Origin of the sequence: Mycolicibacterium wolinskyi str. Jessa 2025, from assembly GCF_049241375.1 — a bacterium.
Taxonomy (GTDB): Bacteria; Actinomycetota; Actinomycetes; order Mycobacteriales; family Mycobacteriaceae; genus Mycobacterium; species Mycobacterium wolinskyi.
Window position 1 is genome coordinate 2,742,646 of record NZ_CP185960.1, and the last position, 16,272, is coordinate 2,758,917.

The 16,272-nt window shown below is 68.0% G+C and carries 22 protein-coding genes and 1 tRNA gene; 11 read left to right on the forward strand and 12 right to left on the reverse strand.

Annotated elements, in window-relative coordinates; genetic code table 11:
• Positions 1-30: 30 nt before the first annotated feature.
• On the reverse strand, positions 31-2,820 hold the full coding sequence (gene aceE / locus ACOI2T_RS13490; RefSeq protein WP_067855250.1) for a pyruvate dehydrogenase (acetyl-transferring), homodimeric type: 2,790 nt from the start codon (positions 2,818-2,820) through the stop codon (positions 31-33).
• 152 nt (positions 2,821-2,972) lie between these two features.
• On the opposite strand from aceE, the gene ACOI2T_RS13495 reads away from it, so the two are divergent.
• The 4 genes from ACOI2T_RS13495 to ACOI2T_RS13510 all read left to right on the forward strand — a co-directional run bounded on the left by ACOI2T_RS13495 (position 2,973) and on the right by ACOI2T_RS13510 (position 4,680).
• Positions 2,973-3,542 carry an Rv2240c family protein gene (locus tag ACOI2T_RS13495; RefSeq protein WP_409501591.1) on the forward strand — a complete coding sequence of 190 codons (570 nt, stop codon included), beginning with the start codon at positions 2,973-2,975 and terminating at the stop codon, positions 3,540-3,542.
• 121 nt (positions 3,543-3,663) lie between these two features.
• Positions 3,664-4,098: a DUF3052 domain-containing protein gene (locus tag ACOI2T_RS13500; protein ID WP_067855256.1), complete on the forward strand. Its 435-nt coding sequence runs from the start codon at positions 3,664-3,666 to the stop codon at positions 4,096-4,098.
• Positions 4,098-4,559, forward strand: a complete 462-nt coding sequence (locus tag ACOI2T_RS13505; RefSeq protein WP_409501592.1) for a peroxiredoxin — start codon at positions 4,098-4,100, stop codon at positions 4,557-4,559. The genes ACOI2T_RS13500 and ACOI2T_RS13505 overlap by 1 nt, the downstream gene beginning before the upstream one ends.
• A gap of 46 nt (positions 4,560-4,605) precedes the next feature.
• Positions 4,606-4,680: transfer RNA gene (locus tag ACOI2T_RS13510), tRNA-Val, on the forward strand.
• Positions 4,681-4,766: 86 nt separating this feature from the next.
• Here ACOI2T_RS13510 and ACOI2T_RS13515 read toward each other — a convergent pair.
• Positions 4,767-5,354, reverse strand: a complete 588-nt coding sequence (locus tag ACOI2T_RS13515; protein WP_409501593.1) for a hypothetical protein — start codon at positions 5,352-5,354, stop codon at positions 4,767-4,769.
• 7 nt (positions 5,355-5,361) lie between these two features.
• Positions 5,362-5,964 (reverse strand): tyrosine-type recombinase/integrase, encoded by a 603-nt coding sequence (locus tag ACOI2T_RS13520; protein ID WP_421876734.1) that lies wholly within the window; start codon positions 5,962-5,964, stop codon positions 5,362-5,364.
• A 127-nt stretch (positions 5,965-6,091) separates the two neighbouring features.
• Between ACOI2T_RS13520 and ACOI2T_RS13525 the strand changes: the two genes are divergently transcribed.
• The 4 genes from ACOI2T_RS13525 to ACOI2T_RS13540 all read left to right on the forward strand — a co-directional run bounded on the left by ACOI2T_RS13525 (position 6,092) and on the right by ACOI2T_RS13540 (position 7,401).
• Positions 6,092-6,526: a LexA family transcriptional regulator gene (locus tag ACOI2T_RS13525; protein WP_409501595.1), complete on the forward strand. Its 435-nt coding sequence runs from the start codon at positions 6,092-6,094 to the stop codon at positions 6,524-6,526.
• A 59-nt stretch (positions 6,527-6,585) separates the two neighbouring features.
• A complete protein-coding gene (locus ACOI2T_RS13530) occupies positions 6,586-6,831 on the forward strand; it encodes a hypothetical protein (RefSeq protein ID WP_409501596.1) in 246 nt (81 codons plus the stop codon).
• A 138-nt stretch (positions 6,832-6,969) separates the two neighbouring features.
• Positions 6,970-7,101, forward strand: coding sequence for a hypothetical protein (locus tag ACOI2T_RS13535; protein ID WP_409501597.1), 132 nt, complete (start codon positions 6,970-6,972; stop codon positions 7,099-7,101).
• 36 nt (positions 7,102-7,137) lie between these two features.
• A complete protein-coding gene (locus ACOI2T_RS13540) occupies positions 7,138-7,401 on the forward strand; it encodes a hypothetical protein (protein ID WP_409501598.1) in 264 nt (87 codons plus the stop codon).
• A 249-nt stretch (positions 7,402-7,650) separates the two neighbouring features.
• Here ACOI2T_RS13540 and ACOI2T_RS13545 read toward each other — a convergent pair whose 3' ends face one another.
• The 6 genes from ACOI2T_RS13545 to ACOI2T_RS13570 form a co-directional block, all read right to left on the reverse strand.
• The gene (locus tag ACOI2T_RS13545; protein ID WP_085149077.1) at positions 7,651-8,019 is read right to left on the reverse strand and encodes a DUF6319 family protein; all 369 of its coding nucleotides are present in this window, start codon (positions 8,017-8,019) and stop codon (positions 7,651-7,653) included.
• 106 nt (positions 8,020-8,125) lie between these two features.
• The gene (locus ACOI2T_RS13550) at positions 8,126-8,839 is read right to left on the reverse strand and encodes a 2OG-Fe(II) oxygenase (protein WP_409501599.1); all 714 of its coding nucleotides are present in this window, start codon (positions 8,837-8,839) and stop codon (positions 8,126-8,128) included.
• Complete coding sequence (locus ACOI2T_RS13555; RefSeq protein ID WP_409501600.1) at positions 8,836-9,399, reverse strand: methylated-DNA--[protein]-cysteine S-methyltransferase; 564 nt, start codon at positions 9,397-9,399, stop codon at positions 8,836-8,838. The genes ACOI2T_RS13550 and ACOI2T_RS13555 overlap by 4 nt, the downstream gene beginning before the upstream one ends.
• The gene (locus ACOI2T_RS13560; RefSeq protein WP_409501601.1) at positions 9,396-9,887 is read right to left on the reverse strand and encodes an RNA polymerase sigma factor; all 492 of its coding nucleotides are present in this window, start codon (positions 9,885-9,887) and stop codon (positions 9,396-9,398) included. Before ACOI2T_RS13560 ends, ACOI2T_RS13555 begins: the two co-directional genes overlap by 4 nt.
• A 99-nt stretch (positions 9,888-9,986) precedes the next feature.
• Positions 9,987-10,280 carry a hypothetical protein gene (locus tag ACOI2T_RS13565; protein ID WP_409501602.1) on the reverse strand — a complete coding sequence of 98 codons (294 nt, stop codon included), beginning with the start codon at positions 10,278-10,280 and terminating at the stop codon, positions 9,987-9,989.
• A 264-nt stretch (positions 10,281-10,544) separates the two neighbouring features.
• Positions 10,545-10,937: a VOC family protein gene (locus ACOI2T_RS13570; protein ID WP_409501603.1), complete on the reverse strand. Its 393-nt coding sequence runs from the start codon at positions 10,935-10,937 to the stop codon at positions 10,545-10,547.
• A gap of 176 nt (positions 10,938-11,113) precedes the next feature.
• On the opposite strand from ACOI2T_RS13570, the gene ACOI2T_RS13575 reads away from it, so the two are divergent.
• Positions 11,114-12,064: a cobalamin biosynthesis protein gene (locus ACOI2T_RS13575; protein WP_409501604.1), complete on the forward strand. Its 951-nt coding sequence runs from the start codon at positions 11,114-11,116 to the stop codon at positions 12,062-12,064.
• Here ACOI2T_RS13575 and ACOI2T_RS13580 read toward each other — a convergent pair.
• The 3 genes from ACOI2T_RS13580 to ACOI2T_RS13590 are packed head-to-tail and all read right to left on the reverse strand — an operon-like array spanning position 12,018 to position 14,039.
• Complete coding sequence (locus ACOI2T_RS13580) at positions 12,018-12,836, reverse strand: SURF1 family cytochrome oxidase biogenesis protein (protein ID WP_409501902.1); 819 nt, start codon at positions 12,834-12,836, stop codon at positions 12,018-12,020. The two genes, ACOI2T_RS13575 and ACOI2T_RS13580, sit on opposite strands and share 47 nt — an antisense overlap.
• Complete coding sequence (locus ACOI2T_RS13585) at positions 12,836-13,285, reverse strand: arsenate reductase/protein-tyrosine-phosphatase family protein (RefSeq protein ID WP_421877290.1); 450 nt, start codon at positions 13,283-13,285, stop codon at positions 12,836-12,838. Before ACOI2T_RS13585 ends, ACOI2T_RS13580 begins: the two co-directional genes overlap by 1 nt.
• Before the next feature lie 49 nt (positions 13,286-13,334).
• Positions 13,335-14,039, reverse strand: coding sequence for an HAD-IA family hydrolase (locus tag ACOI2T_RS13590; RefSeq protein WP_409501606.1), 705 nt, complete (start codon positions 14,037-14,039; stop codon positions 13,335-13,337).
• Positions 14,040-14,181: 142 nt separating this feature from the next.
• On the opposite strand from ACOI2T_RS13590, the gene cobC reads away from it, so the two are divergent.
• A complete protein-coding gene (cobC, locus tag ACOI2T_RS13595; RefSeq protein WP_421877293.1) occupies positions 14,182-15,144 on the forward strand; it encodes an Rv2231c family histidinol phosphate aminotransferase CobC in 963 nt (320 codons plus the stop codon).
• On the forward strand, positions 15,141-16,259 hold the full coding sequence (locus ACOI2T_RS13600; RefSeq protein WP_409501608.1) for a Nif3-like dinuclear metal center hexameric protein: 1,119 nt from the start codon (positions 15,141-15,143) through the stop codon (positions 16,257-16,259). The genes cobC and ACOI2T_RS13600 overlap by 4 nt, the downstream gene beginning before the upstream one ends.
• Positions 16,260-16,272: the final 13 nt, after the last annotated feature.

Sequence of the window (16,272 nt, forward strand, 5' to 3'; positions counted from 1 at the left end):
CGCCTTGATTCTGGTGGAATCCTCCAAGAGCTACGCGCTACCGGTGTCGACGTAGGACACCTCGGCGGCCGCCACGTCGTCGATGCGGTACTCCTTGGCCGCCGCGACCGCCACCGACGGGTCGATCTCGCCGTCGCGGGCCAGGCCTTCGAGCACCGCCACCACCACCGATTCTGCGTCGGTGTTGAAGTAACGGCGCGCGGCGGGCCTGGTGTCGGAGAAGCCGAAGCCGTCGGTGCCGAGCGTGATGTAGGTGCCGGGCACCCACGGCCGGATCTGCTCCGGGACCGCCCGCATCCAGTCCGACACCGCCACCACCGGACCGGCCGCGTCGGCCAGGGCGCTGGTCACGTGCGGCGTCCGGGCGGGCTGATCGGGATGGCGCAGCCGGTGCTTCTCGATCTCGACGCCCTCGCGGTTGAGCTCGCCCCAGCTCGTCACCGACCACACGTCGGCCGCGACGTCCCAGTGCTCGGCCAGCAGGTCGGCGGCCCGCAGTGCCTCGGGCATCGACACGCCGGACGCCAGGATCTGCGCGACGTTCGTGCGCTTCTCGGTGGCCTGCCGGTAGCGGTACATCCCGCGCAGCAGCGCCTCGACGTCGAGGCCCTCGGGCTGGGCGGGCTGTACGTAGGGCTCGTTGTAGATCGTGAGGTAGAAGAAGATGTTCTCCGGGTGCTCGCCGTACATGCGGTTCAAGCCGCTTTCGATGATGTAGGCGATCTCGTAGGCGAAGGCCGGGTCATAGGTCACTGCGGCCGGGTTGGTCGACGCCAGCAGCAGCGAATGCCCGTCGGCGTGCTGCAGGCCCTCGCCGGTCAGGGTGGTGCGGCCGGCGGTCGCACCGAGGACGAAGCCCTTGGCCATCTGGTCGGCCGCGGCCCACAGCCCGTCGCCGGTGCGCTGGAACCCGAACATCGAATAGAAGATGTAGATCGGGATCATCGGTTCGTTGTGGGTCGAGTACGACGTGCCCACCGCGGTGAACGAAGCGGTCGAACCGGCCTCGTTGATGCCCTCGTGCAGGATCTGGCCGACTTCGCTCTCCTTGTAGGCAAGCATGAGCTCGGAGTCGACCGCGGTGTAGAGCTGGCCGTTGCGGTTGTAGATCTTGAGGCTGGGGAACCACGAGTCCATACCGAACGTGCGCGCCTCGTCGGGGATGATCGGCACCAGGCGTGGCCCGATGTTCTTGTCCCGCAACAGTTCCTTGAACGTACGCACGGTGGCCATGGTGGTCGCGACCGCCTGCGTGCCCGAACCCTTCTTCAACGCCTTGTAGGTGTCGGAGCCGGGTAGCGGCAACGGGGTGGACTTGGTGCGCCGCGACGGCAGGAACCCGCCGAGGGCGCGGCGCCGCTCCAGCAGGTAGCGGATCTCGGGTGCCTCGGGCCCCGGGTGGTAATACGGCGGCAGATAGGGGTTCTCTTCCAGCTGCGCGTCGGAGACCGGAACGCGAGTGACATCGCGGAAGTCCTTGAGGTCTTGCAGCGCAAGCTTTTTCATCTGGTGGGTGGCGTTGCGGCCCTCGAAGTGATGGCCCAGCGTGTAGCCCTTGATGGTCTTGGCGAGGATCACCGTCGGCTGACCCTTGTGTTCCATGGCCGCCCGGTAGGCGGCATACACCTTGCGGTAGTCGTGGCCGCCGCGCTTGAGGTTCCAGATCTCCTGGTCGGTCATGGGCTCGACGAGCGCCTTGGTGCGCGGGTCACGACCGAAGAAGTGGTCGCGCACGTAGGCGCCGTCGTTGGCCTTGTAGGTCTGGTAATCGCCGTCCGGCGTCGAGTTCATCAGATTGACCAGGGCCCCGTCGCGGTCGGCGTGCAGCAGCGCATCCCACTCGCGGCCCCACACCACCTTGATGACGTTCCAGCCCGCGCCGCGGAAGAACGACTCGAGCTCCTGGATGATCTTGCCGTTGCCGCGCACCGGGCCGTCGAGGCGCTGGAGGTTGCAGTTGACCACGAACGTCAGGTTGTCCAGACCTTCGAGCGCGGCCATGTGCGCGAGCCCGCGGCTTTCTGGCTCGTCCATCTCGCCGTCGCCCAAGAACGCCCAGACGTGCTGGTCCGAGGTGTCCTTGAGGCCGCGGTCATGCAGGTAGTGGTTGAACCGGGCCTGGTAGATGGCGTTCATCGGGCCGAGCCCCATCGACACCGTCGGGAACTCCCAGAAATCCGGCATCAACCGTGGGTGCGGATAGGACGGCAGGCCACCGCCGGGATGGCTGTGCTCCTGACGGAAACCATCCAGTTGGTCGGCCGTCAGCCGCCCCTCGAGAAACGCGCGGGCATAGATGCCGGGGGAGGCGTGGCCCTGGATGAACACCTGGTCCCCGCCGCCCGGATGGGATTTGCCGCGGAAGAAGTGGTTGAAGCCGACCTCGTACAGCGCAGCCGACGAGGCGTAGGTCGAAATGTGGCCGCCTACACCGACTCCCGGCCGCTGTGCGCGGTGGACCATGATCGCGGCGTTCCACCGGATCCACGCCCGGTAGCGTCGCTCGACGTCCTCGTCGCCGGGGAACCACGGCTCGAGTTCGGTCGGGATCGTGTTGACGTAGTCGGTCGACGTCAGCGCCGGGATGGACACCCGCTGCTCACCGGCACGCTCCAACAGCCGCAACATCAGATACCGCGCCCGCGCCGGGCCGGAGCGCTCGAGCAGTTCGTCGAACGATTCGAGCCATTCGGTGGTTTCGTCGGTGTCGATGTCGGGCAAGTATGAGGCGACACCCTCGCGGATCACCCGGACCCGGTCGGGTTCTGCTGCGGTGCTGGAGTTTTGGGCCAGATCCTGGCGCACGAACTCGGTGGTCAACTTCCGCTCCTTGTTAGGCGGTTAACAACTGATGTGTGCTTGTGGCACCCTCTATCGTCCACCTATCGTGCCGCATTCGCTTCGCTGGGGGTGGAGAGTGGAATGAACCGGTCCGAACGGTGAAGAACCGGTAACGTCTGCAGATCGTGCCGATGGGTTGGCAGTTTGGGGCGGGGCTGAAACTCGCTGCGTCCGCGCTGGGTGGTGTCGCGGCGACCGCGATGGTGGTTGTCGGATGCACGTCCGTGACGGACGGAACCGCGCAGGTGGATTCGGAGGCCGCACCCGACTACCGGGCCTCGGTTTCGGCCTCGGTCGAGGCGTCCGAGTCGAGTTCGGCGGTCCGCGAGTCGGAGCGCCAGGCCTCGCTGACGACGAAGGCCGTGCACACGGTGTGCGAGGACCTGAGCACGTCATCGGTCGACGCGGTCGACGCAGTGAACATCTATATCGAAGCCGTGAACAACAACGCTCCCGATGTGCAGGCGAAGGCCGGACCGGCCGTCGACGCGCTCAACCGCAGCGCTGATCTGGTGAGTTCAGGTATCACCGAGGCGCTGTCACCCGACCTGAGCGGCGCGTTGACCGAATGGGTGGAAGCCGTGCGGGCCGTTGCCGCGGCCATATCGGGCAACGCCGCACCGGACGTGTTCAACGCCGCGTCGGAGCGGTCCAACACCGCACGGACCAACGCACTGGACCGATGCGATGCGGCGTATTGACGGCGCGGCGGCGAACCTGACCGCCAGCGACACGGAAGTACACACCGGCGTGCGACGATAGTGCGCAAACGCACTGTCCACGAATGAGTCAGGCGAACCAAAAGGCTAAGGAGGACCGACGGTGGTCGCGGCGGGGAAGGACTCTGACCCGAACTACGCCCGGATTTTGGGCATCGAGAACGATCAGGTTGTCCAGGAGTTGGGCTGGGACGAGGACACCGACGACGACATCCGGGCCGACATCGAGGACGCGTGCGGCTCCGAGCTGCTCGACGAGGATGCGGACGAAGTCGTCGACGTCGTGCTGCTCTGGTGGCGGGACGGCGACGGCGACCTGGTCGACCGGTTGATGGACGCCATCACCCCGCTTGCCGAGGACGGCGTGATCTGGGTGGTGACGCCCAAGACGGGCAAGCCGGGCCACGTCCAGCCGGCCGAGATCGCCGAATCGGCCCCGACGGCCGGACTGATGCAGACCTCGCAGGCCAAACTGGGCGATTGGACGGCCAGCCGGTTGGTGCAGCCGAAGTCGAAAGCCGCGGGGAAACGACAGTAGTGCTCGCCGTCGGCAGTTCTGCGCCCGACTTCACGCTCCGGGACCAGAACGGCAGGCCGGTCACCCTCAGCGGGTACCGGGGTTCCAAGGATGTGCTGCTGGTGTTTTTCCCACTGGCGTTCACCGGCGTGTGCGAGGGTGAGCTCGGCGAGATCCGCGACAACCTGCCGAACTACGAAAACGATGACTCCGCCGTCGTCGCGATCTCGGTCGGCCCGCCGCCGACCCACCGGATCTGGTCCATCGAAAGCGGATTCACATTCCCGGTCCTGTCGGACTTCTGGCCGCACGGCGCGGTCACCCAGGCCTACGGTGTGTTCAACGAGGATGCCGGGTATCCCAACCGCGGCACGTTCGTCGTCGACCGGACCGGCATCATTCGGTTCGCCGAGATGATGGACCCCGGCCAGGTTCGCGATCAGAAGGTGTGGACGCAGGCACTCGCGGCGCTGCGAAGCTGATCGGATTTCCGGTCAGGCTGCACGGCCGTGTACCGTGCCTGCGACGGGGCGCGTAGCTCAGTGGTAGAGCTCTGGTTTTACACACCAGCGGTCGGCGGTTCGATACCGTCCGCGCCCACCATCGAAAACACCTGCTAGACAGTGGTTTCCGGCTCAGAAGCTCACTCCCACCGAACCCCCGATAGGCCCGGAATAGACCTACGGATCTCACGGCGGCAAGCGGAGATCGGCAACCGTCAAGTCCTCCCGATCGCCCCATTCGGGGAGCCGCCAGGGTCGGTACCAGCCCGCCCCCGTGATGGGGTGGTCGTCGGGTAGGCCGGGGCTCCCTTGCAAAATGCCACCGAGACGGCGCACAGCACGCACCACCTGGATCAGCCAATACTCCTTGTCGAGCGTCTGCCACAGTTCCTGCTCGGTGATCGAGTCGCGATGCCGAGCCTGCTGAGACCATTCGTCGTCGCGCCAGCTTAGGCCGAGCGAGTTGCCCCGACCCCGCCGTTGTTCGCCCTCGGCACCGAGTCGCGTGAAGTGCAGTGTTCGGTGCGGAATTTCACCCTCGACGTCGCCGAGGTACAGCATGTGTCCGAACTTGTGGCGGACGTTGCTCACCTCGGTAGCCACGCGTGCCCATTCGTCGTGTGGGTGTCGTATACGAAGGGCAACGGCCATCTCGCGCAGCGTCTTAGCCAACTTGTCTGATCCAGCCCATTCGGCGTCCGGCCCGGCGTCGGTGAAGCTGTTGAAGTTGACCTGCGCCCGCACCAGCTCCCAGCCGCCGATCACCGTCAGCACTGTCCGTTCAAGGTTCTCGGAGGGGCGGAGTATCTCGCGTTCGTCGTACCGTCGTCGTTCGCCTGCCACGACGGCAGCCTAGGTGTTGCTCGGGACGGTCAAGCTGGGAATCGCCGACACCTCGGGACCGATCCAGCAGTGCGTCACCCACCGAGGCCAGCGCGTCGTCGTACACATGCCCGTGGACCCGCAGTGTGATCGCCGGGTCGTGGCCCAGCCACTTGGCCGTGGCCGACGGGGTAGTGCCCCCATCGAGCAGCATCGTCGCGGCGGTGTGCCGAACGTCGTGCAGCCGGATCACCGGCACCCCCGCTGCTGCGCAGTGGGCGGCGAAGGCCTTCGAGTACGTCTCGGGCCGAATGGGGGAGCCGTCGGCATTGCCCGCCACCAGCCCGGTATCGGGCCAGCCACCGCCGAGGGCCAGGTGCTCCTCCGCCTGCCGGGTCTTGAACGCCCGCAGCGCAACCAGCACGTCACGCGGCATCGGCAGCGTCCGCGCCGAACGTGTCGACTTCGGCGCGCCGGTTACCGTGCCGCCGACGACGACCCGGCCCTGAGCGACGGTGATGGTCCCGGCCTCGAAGTCGACGTCAGCCCACCGCAGCCCCAAAACCTCCGATCGATGTCGAGCGCCGGATGCGCGAAGGGCGGGGTACACCGCCCCCGGCGTGGATGAGGCGGCTGGGCGGGTAGCCGACATATCCGCCGTTGTCGGCGTGCAGGGGCATACTGCGCTCATGACTGACACGTGGACGACGCGAGACCTCCCGGTCTTGCGGGCAGCCGTCGAGATATTCGACCGCACGGGTCGCAATCCGAGCGCGGCCGAACTGGGCGCTGCGTGCGGGTTCGACAAGGACACCGTGCAGCGGGCGCTGCGCGCTCTCTATCGAGAGCCGTTCTTCGAGGAGGGCATGACTGCTTGGAGCGGAGACATTCTCGCGGTCGGTCCGCCCACCAGCGCCGCCCTGCGGGTCGCCGGACAATGGCCGTCACCCGAGGCTCAAGTTGAGCGCCTCATCGCTGCGCTCGAGGCCGCAGCGGACGACGAATCGCGCCAGCCAGAGGAACGCAGCCGCTTTCGCCAGATCGCGTTATCGCTGCGTGGAGCGGCATGGCAGGTCGCAATCGGGGCGCTCGGAGGAGCGGGCGGCAATCTGATGACGGGTTAGCGAGCGTCGGTGGGGTTCGCTCACCGAGTCTGTCGGGAATCCGGCGCATACTGGCGGCTATGACGAGACCCGACGAACTGACCACCCTTCAAGCAGCGGTCCAGATATGCGACGAAAACGACGGCGCGGCCAGTGCTGAGGCCGTCGCCGCACGACTCGGCGTGGACACGGAGGTCGCTCAGCGTGAGCTGCTACCGCCCATCGCAAAGTACTTCGAGAAGGTTCTGCCGGGCGACGATGGCGTCGCGGTAGTCCGGCAGCCCACGGCTGAGGCGCGTCGGTTCGTCGGCCAAGGACGGTCATAGCGTGGCCGATGAACCGCTCTCTACGACCCCGACCGAATGGTTCCCGACGATCTAGATTCCACCGACCCCGATGTCGCGCTCGCACTAGTCGGCGGAATACACCCGTCGTTGTCGGGCGGCTCGGGCATACTGCGGCGCATGGCGGACACCTGGGAATCTCGCGACCTGCCCGTGCTCAAGGCAGCCGTCGAGCTGTACGAGGAGGAGGGGCTGGGGCCGACAGCATCCGACATCGAGGCGAGAACCGGCTTCGATGAGGAGACGGTCTAGCGTGCGCTGCGCCTCTTATATACCGAGCCCTATTTCGTGGGCGGCAATGACAGCAACGGCGGCATCCAGTGGGTCGGCGAACCGACCGGCGCTGCCTTACGGGTCGTCGGGCAGTGGCCGACACCCGAGACTCAGCTCGAACGGCTGATCGCCGCGTTCCAAGCGGCCGCCGAAGATCAGTCGCGTCCCGAGGAGGAGCGGAGCCGCGCCCAGAAGGTGGGCCTGTGGCTGACCGGTGCACTGTCCCAGGTGGCAATCGGGGCACTGGGCGGCGCGGGCGGCAACCTGATCAACGGCTAAGCGGCTGCCGCCGACTCGATCAGCTGGTCGAAGCAACCCCCCGCTGGGCCAAGAGTGGGCCAACACATGCAACTACGGTCGACACGAGGTGACACGACAAATACGAAATGTGTTGTGCTGGAGGGAATTTCCTAAACCAGGCGATACCGCAAAACACCAGGTAAACAAGTAGATACGCATCTACATACCAGCGGTCGGCGGTTCGATACCGTCCGCGCCCACTCACTTCCTTCAGTAAAACGCGTCAGCTCAGGCCAAGTCGGCCAGCGCCTTCTTCGCGGCTTCAAGTTCGGCTTCGAGAGCTGCGACCTTGGCAGCCTGTTGGGCGCGCGCCTCTTCGATGACCGCGTCGATCGGGGTGGAGAGGTCTTCGTGGAGTTCCTTGGCGGCGCGAGAGACCGCAGCGGCCGCGACCGCGAGGTTGCGGGCGAGATACGTGGAGCCCTGTTTGAGCTCGGCGGTCCATTCGCCGTCGGCGGTGCCGGTGACCGTGAGCGTGAGCTCCAGTGTCTTGGTCCGCTTGCCTGCCGCCTTCTTGGCGGGGGCCTTCTTCGGGGTCTCGGCGGCCGGCGCCGGCGCGTCGGAAGTGCCTGAGTCGAGGCCTGAGTCGGTGTGCAAAATCTCTGCCGGGGTGTCTAGAGTCGTCGTCACGGTGAGCTCCTTTGAAGTTCGGCCACAGTGGGTGGGCAGTGGACTTCATTAGAACACACGTTCGACAGTTCTCTTATGCAGCATCGTGGAACACCAGCGCTAGCGTCGTCCGCTGACCCGACCGAATCACCGACACGCCATGACGAACCGGCGCTGCCGACCAGCCCCGCGCAGAGCGCACCGGACGGTCACGGGTGGTGAACACGTAGCCGTGCCCATGGGGCAGCTGCATGGCGGTGCCCCGTGACTGCGCTCGCGGCCGCTGCTCGAGGAGCAGGAACTCGCCGCCGGTGTAGTCCTCACCCGGCTTGTTGAGGTTGATGACGACCTGCAGCGGGAACACGAGATCGCCGTAGAGGTCGCGGTGCAACGCATTCCAGTCCCTGGCGGCGTAGCGCAGCAGGATCGCGGTCGGTTTGGTTTGCCCTGCGCGGTGGCACATTTGGAGCCACTCGTCGAGCGTGTCGGGCCACGGTGGCCGCCTGCCGAGCCTGGTCCACCACTCGCGCGCGATCGGCAGCAGGCGTGGGTACAGCGCCTGCTTGAGCTGTTCGACGGGCTCCGGGTACGGAAGGTCGAAGTAGCGGTATTCGCCTTCGCCGAAGCGGTGGCGGCCCATGTCGACCGTGCTGCGGAAGCGATGGTCGTCGCCGTACATCGCCTGCAGGCGTTGGGTTTCGGCGTCGGTCAACAGCCGCGGTAATAGTGCCCCGCCGAATTCGTCGACCTCGGCGGTGATCGCGTCCCAGTCGCCGGAATCGACCCGTTTCTGCCATCGATCGGTCATGCAGCCCGCTCCAAATCCAGCAGGGTCGTCTTGGCGTCCAGCCCGCCGATGTAGCCGCCGAGGCTGCCGTCGGAGCGGAGCACGCGGTGGCAGGGCACCACGACGGGCAGGGGATTCGTCGCGCACGCCGTCCCGACCGCACGAACGGCGTTGGGATTTCCCACGATCTGCGCGACGGTCTTGTAAGACTCGGTGCGGCCGTAGGGGATATGGGACAGCTGGCGTTGCACGAGCTGACGGAACCCGCTGGACAGCGCGTAGTCCAACGGCAGGTCGAAGTTCCTGCGCCGGCCTGCGAAGTACTCGCCGATCTCACGTGCCGCGGCGTCAAGGCGTTTCGGGGCGCGCAGGACGCGTGGACTCAGCTTGGCCGCGAGTACGTCGAGGACCGAATCATGGTTCTCCGAGTCATAGGCGACCCGCACGAGCCCGATCTCGGTGGCCGCCAGCAACAGTGGGCCAACGGGCGTGTCGATCGTGGTGTAGGCGACGTCGAGCAGTCCGTGCGCGGCCGCGTCGTCTTCGAGCCTGCGGTGCAGACGTGCGAGGGTGTCGTTCATCGGTGCTCACCTTTCGTGAGGGCATCCGGGTATTTCGTTCGTAGCGTTGCGATTCCGTCGGAGGCGGCTTTTCGCGCCGCCGCTGCGGAACCGCCGAGGATCTCGGCGATCTCGGCGTAGGGCAGGCCGACCAGATAGTGGTAGGCGACCGCTTGGCGTTGTTTGGGCGGAAGCGTTTTCACGGCTTCGGTGAGCTCGTCGTCGGCCTCGCCGGGCACTCCGATCGGCGAAGGACGGTCGGGCAACTCACTCACGGCGATCGCGTCGCGTTGCCGTCGCCGGATGATGTCGACGGATTTGCGGTGGGCGATCGTCACTAGCCACGCTTCGACGTTGGCGTCGTCGGAAAGCTCGGGATAGGCACGCAATGCGGCCAGGAAGGTCTCCGACCAGGCGTCCTCGGCGTCGACGCGGCCCAGGACGAACGTGCACACCCGCAGGACGGTCGCGCCGTGCCTGCTGACGATCCTCTCGAATGGCGCCTTCATGGGTATCGGGAATCCATCGGCGGCTCCTTGCTTGTGGCGGATGCTCTCACTGGGTAGACGCGCGCAAGCGCGTAAACGTGAGCCTCATCGGCCAACCGATTACGACCACACCGCCGGGGCGCGCCGTAACGCGAGTTCACGGCTGCGCATGTCGGTCTCGCCGGAGCAGGACGGATTGTCCTGTGAGAACTTCATGTTGACGAAGCCCGTCAGATCGGGCCGGATGATGTACTTCATCGCGAACGGGCCGGTTTGGTAGGCCTGGGGTGTGCCGACCAGGCAGGCCATGCCGGGGTTGGTGCGTTCCCCGACCCAGGCGCCGCGGTTCCCGTCGGCGGTGGCTGACCAGACCAGATCCAGCTCCCACTGCGTGTCCGAGGAGTGCGAAAGCACGTGTAGGCACTCCTTCCCGCAGTCGGAGAGTGTCCAGGCGTAGGGCGCCCAGGCGCTCGTCGCTGTGGATTCTGTGACGTCGTAGACGCCCGGCGTGGGAATCGGCGGCGCCGCAACTACCGGGGCCGGGCCAGACGCCTTCATGCCGCCTAGCGCGAATCCGATTGCCGTTGACACGGCAACCGCGAGTATGAGGTTTTTCACGGGTTCCTCCGCGTCGGATCCTAACCTCGGAACCGGTGCCGGGCGCCGGCGCGGACGGGATCAACTCGGTGCGAAGAACTCCAGTGCGATACCGTCCGGATCCCGGAAGCTCAGCCCCGAACCGTACGGGGCGTCGACGATTCCACCGTGGGCAATGCCGAGTTCGTCGAGCCGGTTCACCCACGTCTCCAGATCGGTCCGCGACGAACAACCGAACCCGACGTGGTCGAGCCCGACCCGGAACTCGCTGAACTGCTCGTCGGTGGCGGGGGTGTCGTGCTGGTGGATGCCGAACAGGGTGCCGCCCTCGAGCAGCCACACGAGATGGTGAAATCCGGCGTCGGTGTGTTCGTCCATGACCGGTTCGGTGCCGATCAGTGCGCGGTACCAGGGCCCGCTGACGGCAAGGTCGCGCACGGTGACCGCGACGTGATTGAGGGTGGGAAAGGTCATGTGAACCTCCATGTCAGACAACGCGTCTTGCGGCGAGGTACGTGCCGGTGGTCCTGGCGCGCTTGAACGGGCAGCAGCACCGCCGCCGGGTTGAGGTGATCGGTCACCCGTCGTGGCCGCCGTGGTGGACCCAGCCTCATGAATTCGAGTAGACCACTTTGTGAGACGCTGCCGAAGTGTTTGAGCCGACATGTCGCGCTGCCGGCATCGCCATCGGATATTTCGCCGATCTGCTGCTGGGCGATCCGCGCCGGGGCCACCCCGTGGCGGTGTTCGGTGCAGGCGCCGCCCGGTTGGAGCGGCTGACCTACGCCGACGACCGCCGCGCGGGTGTTCTGCACACCGGCCTGCTGCTGAGCGGGCTGGCGCTGCTCGGGGCGGCCGCGGGGCGCTCGGCGCCGGTGACCGCGTTGGCGACGTTCGTCGCGCTCGGCGGCACCTCACTGAACCGCGTGGGCGGACAGATGGCGGCCGTGCTGGAAGCCGGCGATCTCGACGGGGCCCGTCAGCTGTTGCCCTCGCTGTGCGGCCGGGATCCCGCCGCGCTCGATGCCGCCGGGTTGACTCGCGCCACGGTGGAGTCTCTTGCCGAGAACACCTCCGACGCGCAGGTGGCGCCGCTGCTGTGGGCCGCTGTTGCCGGCGTGCCGGGCGTGCTGGTGTACCGCGGAGCCAACACGCTCGACGCGATGATCGGGCACCGTTCCCCGCGTTACCTCCGATTCGGTTGGGCGGCCGCGCGTTTCGATGACGTCGTGAATTATCTGCCGGCGCGCTTGACGGGGCTGCTCGTCGTAGCGTGCGCACCCGTTGTGGATGGTTCCCCGCGGGCGGCGCTTCGGGCGTGGCGGCGCGACGCGGCGCGCCATCCCAGCCCGAATGCCGGGGTGGCCGAGGCCGCGTTCGCCGGTGCGCTCGGCGTGCGGCTCGGCGGCCCGACCCAGTATGCGCATCAACTGGAGATCCGCCCGACGCTCGGCGACGGCCGGGTGCCCGAGGTCATCGATGTCGGGCGGGCGGTGCGGTTGTCCCGGGCGGTGCAGGCGGCCGCGGCCGGGGTTGCGGTGCTGACCGCAGGCCTCAGTGCCGCCGTCCGTAACGGTCGGCGAGCTTCTCCTCGGGGGTGAGCTGCCGATCCGGTTGCGCGGGTTTGGCGGCGCGTTCGCGTCTGCGCTGTTTGATCTCGGCATAGACGAAGTAGCCGAGCCCGATCGGCGCGACGATGCCGAACGCGATCCACTGGATGCCGTACGACAGGAACGGGCCCGCGTCGAGGTGGGGTAGCGGGATCTCGCCGAGCCCGCCCGGTTGGCCGCCGACGAGTTGCAGATATGACCCGGCCAGCGGTACCCCGGTCACCGAGGCGATCTGCGTGGTGCTGATCGAATACACCTGCTGCACACCGTCGGTGCGGAATGGTTCCTTGCCGGTGGCGATCGCCTCGGAATCGCGCAGCCGGGCCGTGATGGTGACCGTCCCGGTGGGCGGGGCCGCGATGGGCGGGACGCCCGAACCCTCCTCCGGCTTCACGTAGCCGCGGTCGACCAGCACGACGGGCCCGTCGTCGACGGCGAACGGTGTCAAGACCTCGTACGCGGGATCGCCGTCGATGACCCGCAACCGAGCCACCACCTCGGCCTCGGGCAGGTAGTGCCCGGTGGCGGTCACGCGTCGCCACTGGTCATCGGGGGCTGCGGAATCCTGTTGCGGCAGAAGCATTGTCACCGGGACCGGATCGGCCTGCAAGGAGTTCGCGATCTGGTTGTTCTCACGCGACGTCTTGGTGTTCTTGCCCAGCTGCCATGGCGCGAGCACCGTGAAGCACAGGTACGCGAACGCGACCACCACGACGAACAACGCCAGCCACTGCGGCCGGAACAGGAAACTCAGACGTTGCATCACACCACGATTCCTCGAGGCTCATCCCGGGCCGCGAGCGCCGCGTCGACCCAGTCGTGCAGTCCGGGCAGGGCGGCCTCGATCACCGTGAACACCGCTTCGAAGTCGTCGCGCGTGCCGTAGTACGGGTCTTCGACGTCGGGGGTGTGCGCACCCGAACGCGGGTCGAACGACCGCAGCATCCGCAGGCGCTCGGGTTGCACCCCGAGGTCGGCGAGGATGCGGGCGTGGTTGCGGCCGAGCGCGACGACCAGATCAGCGCTCAGATGATCGTCGTCGACCTGGGCCGCGCGGTGCTCGCTCGGATAGCCGTGCTCGGTGAGGACCAGGCAGGCGCGCGCATCCGCACCGTCACCGGCAGGCCAGCCGCCGGTACCGGCGCTGGTCACCCGGACGGCATCGGCCAGGCCGCGTTCACTGATCTGGTGCGCGAACATCTTCTCGGCCATCGGTGAGCGGCAGATGTTGCCCGAACAGACGAACGTCACGTGTAGTGGGTCAGACACCGAGCACCCCACGCAACGCTTCGACGGTCGCCACCTGGGCGCGCGCGGCGACGGCCGCCGGGCCGGCGAAGTCCGCGGCGCCGTAGCCCCAGCCGACCACGACGGTTTCGATGCCGTGCTCGGCGGCGCCCTCGACGTCGTGCACCCGGTCACCGACCATCAGCACCCGCTCCGGCAGGGGCTGCAACTGCGCGAGGGCGTGCGCCACCACGTCGGCCTTGGCCGCTCGGGTGCCGTCCGGGCTGGCGCCTGCGATCACCTCGAAGTACCCGTCGAGCCCGAAGTGCTCGAGGATGAGGCGGGCGGTCGGTTCGGCCTTCGACGTGGCCACGGCCAGCCGAACCCCGGCCGCGCGCAGGTCGGCCAGCAGCGCCGGAATGCCGTCGAACAGGGCGTTCATCGCCCAGCCGCGGCTCGTATAGTCCGCGCGGTAGGCGGCGATGGCGGCGTCGGCGTGCTCGCCCAGCCCCATGTCGCGCAGTGTGTGGTGCATGGGTGGGCCGACGATGCGGCTCGCCAGGTCACCGTCGGGCACATCGGCGCCCACGGCCTGCAGCGCATGCCGAAAACTCGACACGATGCCCTCGGCAGAGTCGGTGAGGGTGCCGTCGAGGTCGAACAGCACCAACTGCGGCCGGATGCCCTGCGGCAGCTCGCTGACTGCGCCGGTCTCGGGGCTGGTCTCAACGTCGGTCACAGAGCAATTGTCCCTGATCCCCGCGCGGTCCGGCTGCCCGGCCGGGGGCACCGCCCACTACTGTCGTGCTGTGCCGTGCCCATCGCAGAGTCCGACCCGCGCGGCCGCCCGCTACCACGGTGACCAGGCCGCCTTGCCGGGCATGCTGGACTTCGCGGTCAACGTGCGCGCCGGCTCGCCGCCGGCGTGGCTGACCGACCGGCTGGCCGCCCGGCTGACCGACCTCGGCCGCTATCCGAGCGCGGCCGACGAGCGCCGTGCCGTCGCGGCCGTTGCGTCGCGGCACGGTCGCGACGAATCGGAGGTGGCGCTGCTGGCGGGTGGAGCCGAGGGCTTCGCCCTGCTGCCCGGGCTGCAGCCACAGCTGGCGGCGTTGGTCGCGCCGTCCTTCACCGAGCCCGAGGCCGTCTTGACGGCGGCCGGCGTGCCGGTGCATCACGTCGAACTCGCGCCGCCGTTCACGCTGGCCGGTGCCCAGGTACCCGATGCGGCTGACCTCGTCGTCGTCGGTAATCCGACCAACCCCACCGGGGTGCTGCACCCGCGCGAGCACATCCTGGCGCTGCGCCGGCCCGGGCGGATCGTGGTGGTCGACGAGGCCTTCTCCGACGCCGTGCCCGGCGAACCCGAGTCGTTGGCCGGCGATGCGCTGCCCGACTTGCTGGTGCTGCGCAGCCTCACCAAGACCTGGGCGCTGGCCGGGTTGCGGGTCGGCTACGCGCTCGGCGCCCCGGAACTGTTGGCCCGGCTGACCGCACGCCGCGCGCACTGGCCGCTGGGGACGCTGCAGTTGGAGGCCATCGCCGCGGCGAACGCTCCCGAGGCGGTCGCCGAGGCCGATGCCGGTGCCCGGCGATTGGCGGGCCTGCGTGCCGAGATGGCCACTGCGCTTCGCGCGCTCGGCCTCGAGGTGATCGCCGGGGCCGCGCCGTTTGTGCTGTTCGCCGTGCCCGACGCGGAGTTGATGCGAAAACATCTGGAAAGCAAGGGTATTGCCGTGCGTCGTTGCGATACTTTCGTGGGCCTGCGCCCGAACTACCTGCGCGCCGCGGTGCGCGAGGAGTGGCCGGCTTTGGTGGACGCCGTGACGGAGGTGCTGACATGAGTGCCCGACTGGCTGATGTCATCGCGGTGCTGGATGCCGCCTATCCGCCGCGGCTGGCCGAGGACTGGGATTCGGTCGGGCTGGTGTGCGGCGACCCCGACGAACCCGTCGATTCGGTCACGGTCGCGGTCGACGCCACCGAGTCCGTCATCTCCGAAGTGCCCGAACGCGGGCTGCTGCTCGCACATCACCCGCTGTTGTTGCGCGGGGTTGACACTGTCGCGGCCAGCACGGCCAAGGGCGCGCTGATCCACCGGTTGATCCGCACCGGGCGGGCGTTGTTCACCGCGCACACCAACGCCGATTCGGCTTCGCCGGGCGTATCCGACGCGCTGGCCGATACGCTCGGGCTGACGGTCGAGGGCGTGCTGTCGCCGGTGGCGGCCGGGCCGGATCTGGACAAGTGGGTGGTGTTCGTTCCGGCTGCCGACGCCGAAGCGTTGCGGGCGGCGCTGTTCGCGGCAGGCGCAGGCCGCATCGGCGACTACTCGCACTGCAGCTGGAGCGTGACCGGGACGGGGCAGTTCCTGCCCCATGACGGCGCGTCGCCGGCGATCGGCGAGGTCGGCAGCGTCGAACGGGTGGCCGAGGACCGGGTCGAGGTGATCGCGCCGGCACGGTTGCGCTCGAAGATCCTGGCCGCCATGCGCGCGGCCCATCCGTACGAGGAACCGGCCTTCGACATCATCGCGCTGGCGCCCATACCGGGCGACGTCGGCATCGGCCGGGTCGGTTCGCTGGCTCGGCCGGAACCGTTGTCGGCGTTCGTATCCCGCGTGTGCGCGGCACTGCCCGCGACGTCGTGGGGCGTGCGCGCCTCAGGTGATTCCGATGCCATGGTGTCGCGGGTCGCGGTCTGCGGGGGAGCGGGCGACTCGCTGCTGGGGGCGGCCGCCGCGGCCGACGTGCAGGCGTACGTCACCGCCGACCTGCGCCACCATCCCGCCGACGAGCACCGGCGGGCGTCGGATGTCGCGCTGGTCGATGTTGCACACTGGGCCAGCGAGTTTCCCTGGTGTGCTCAGGCGGCCGATGTGCTGCGCAGGCATTTCGGTGACACCCTGCCGGTGCGGGTCAGTACGGTGCGCACCGATCCATGGAATGTCGAGAGTTAGCCGGTAGGGGAGC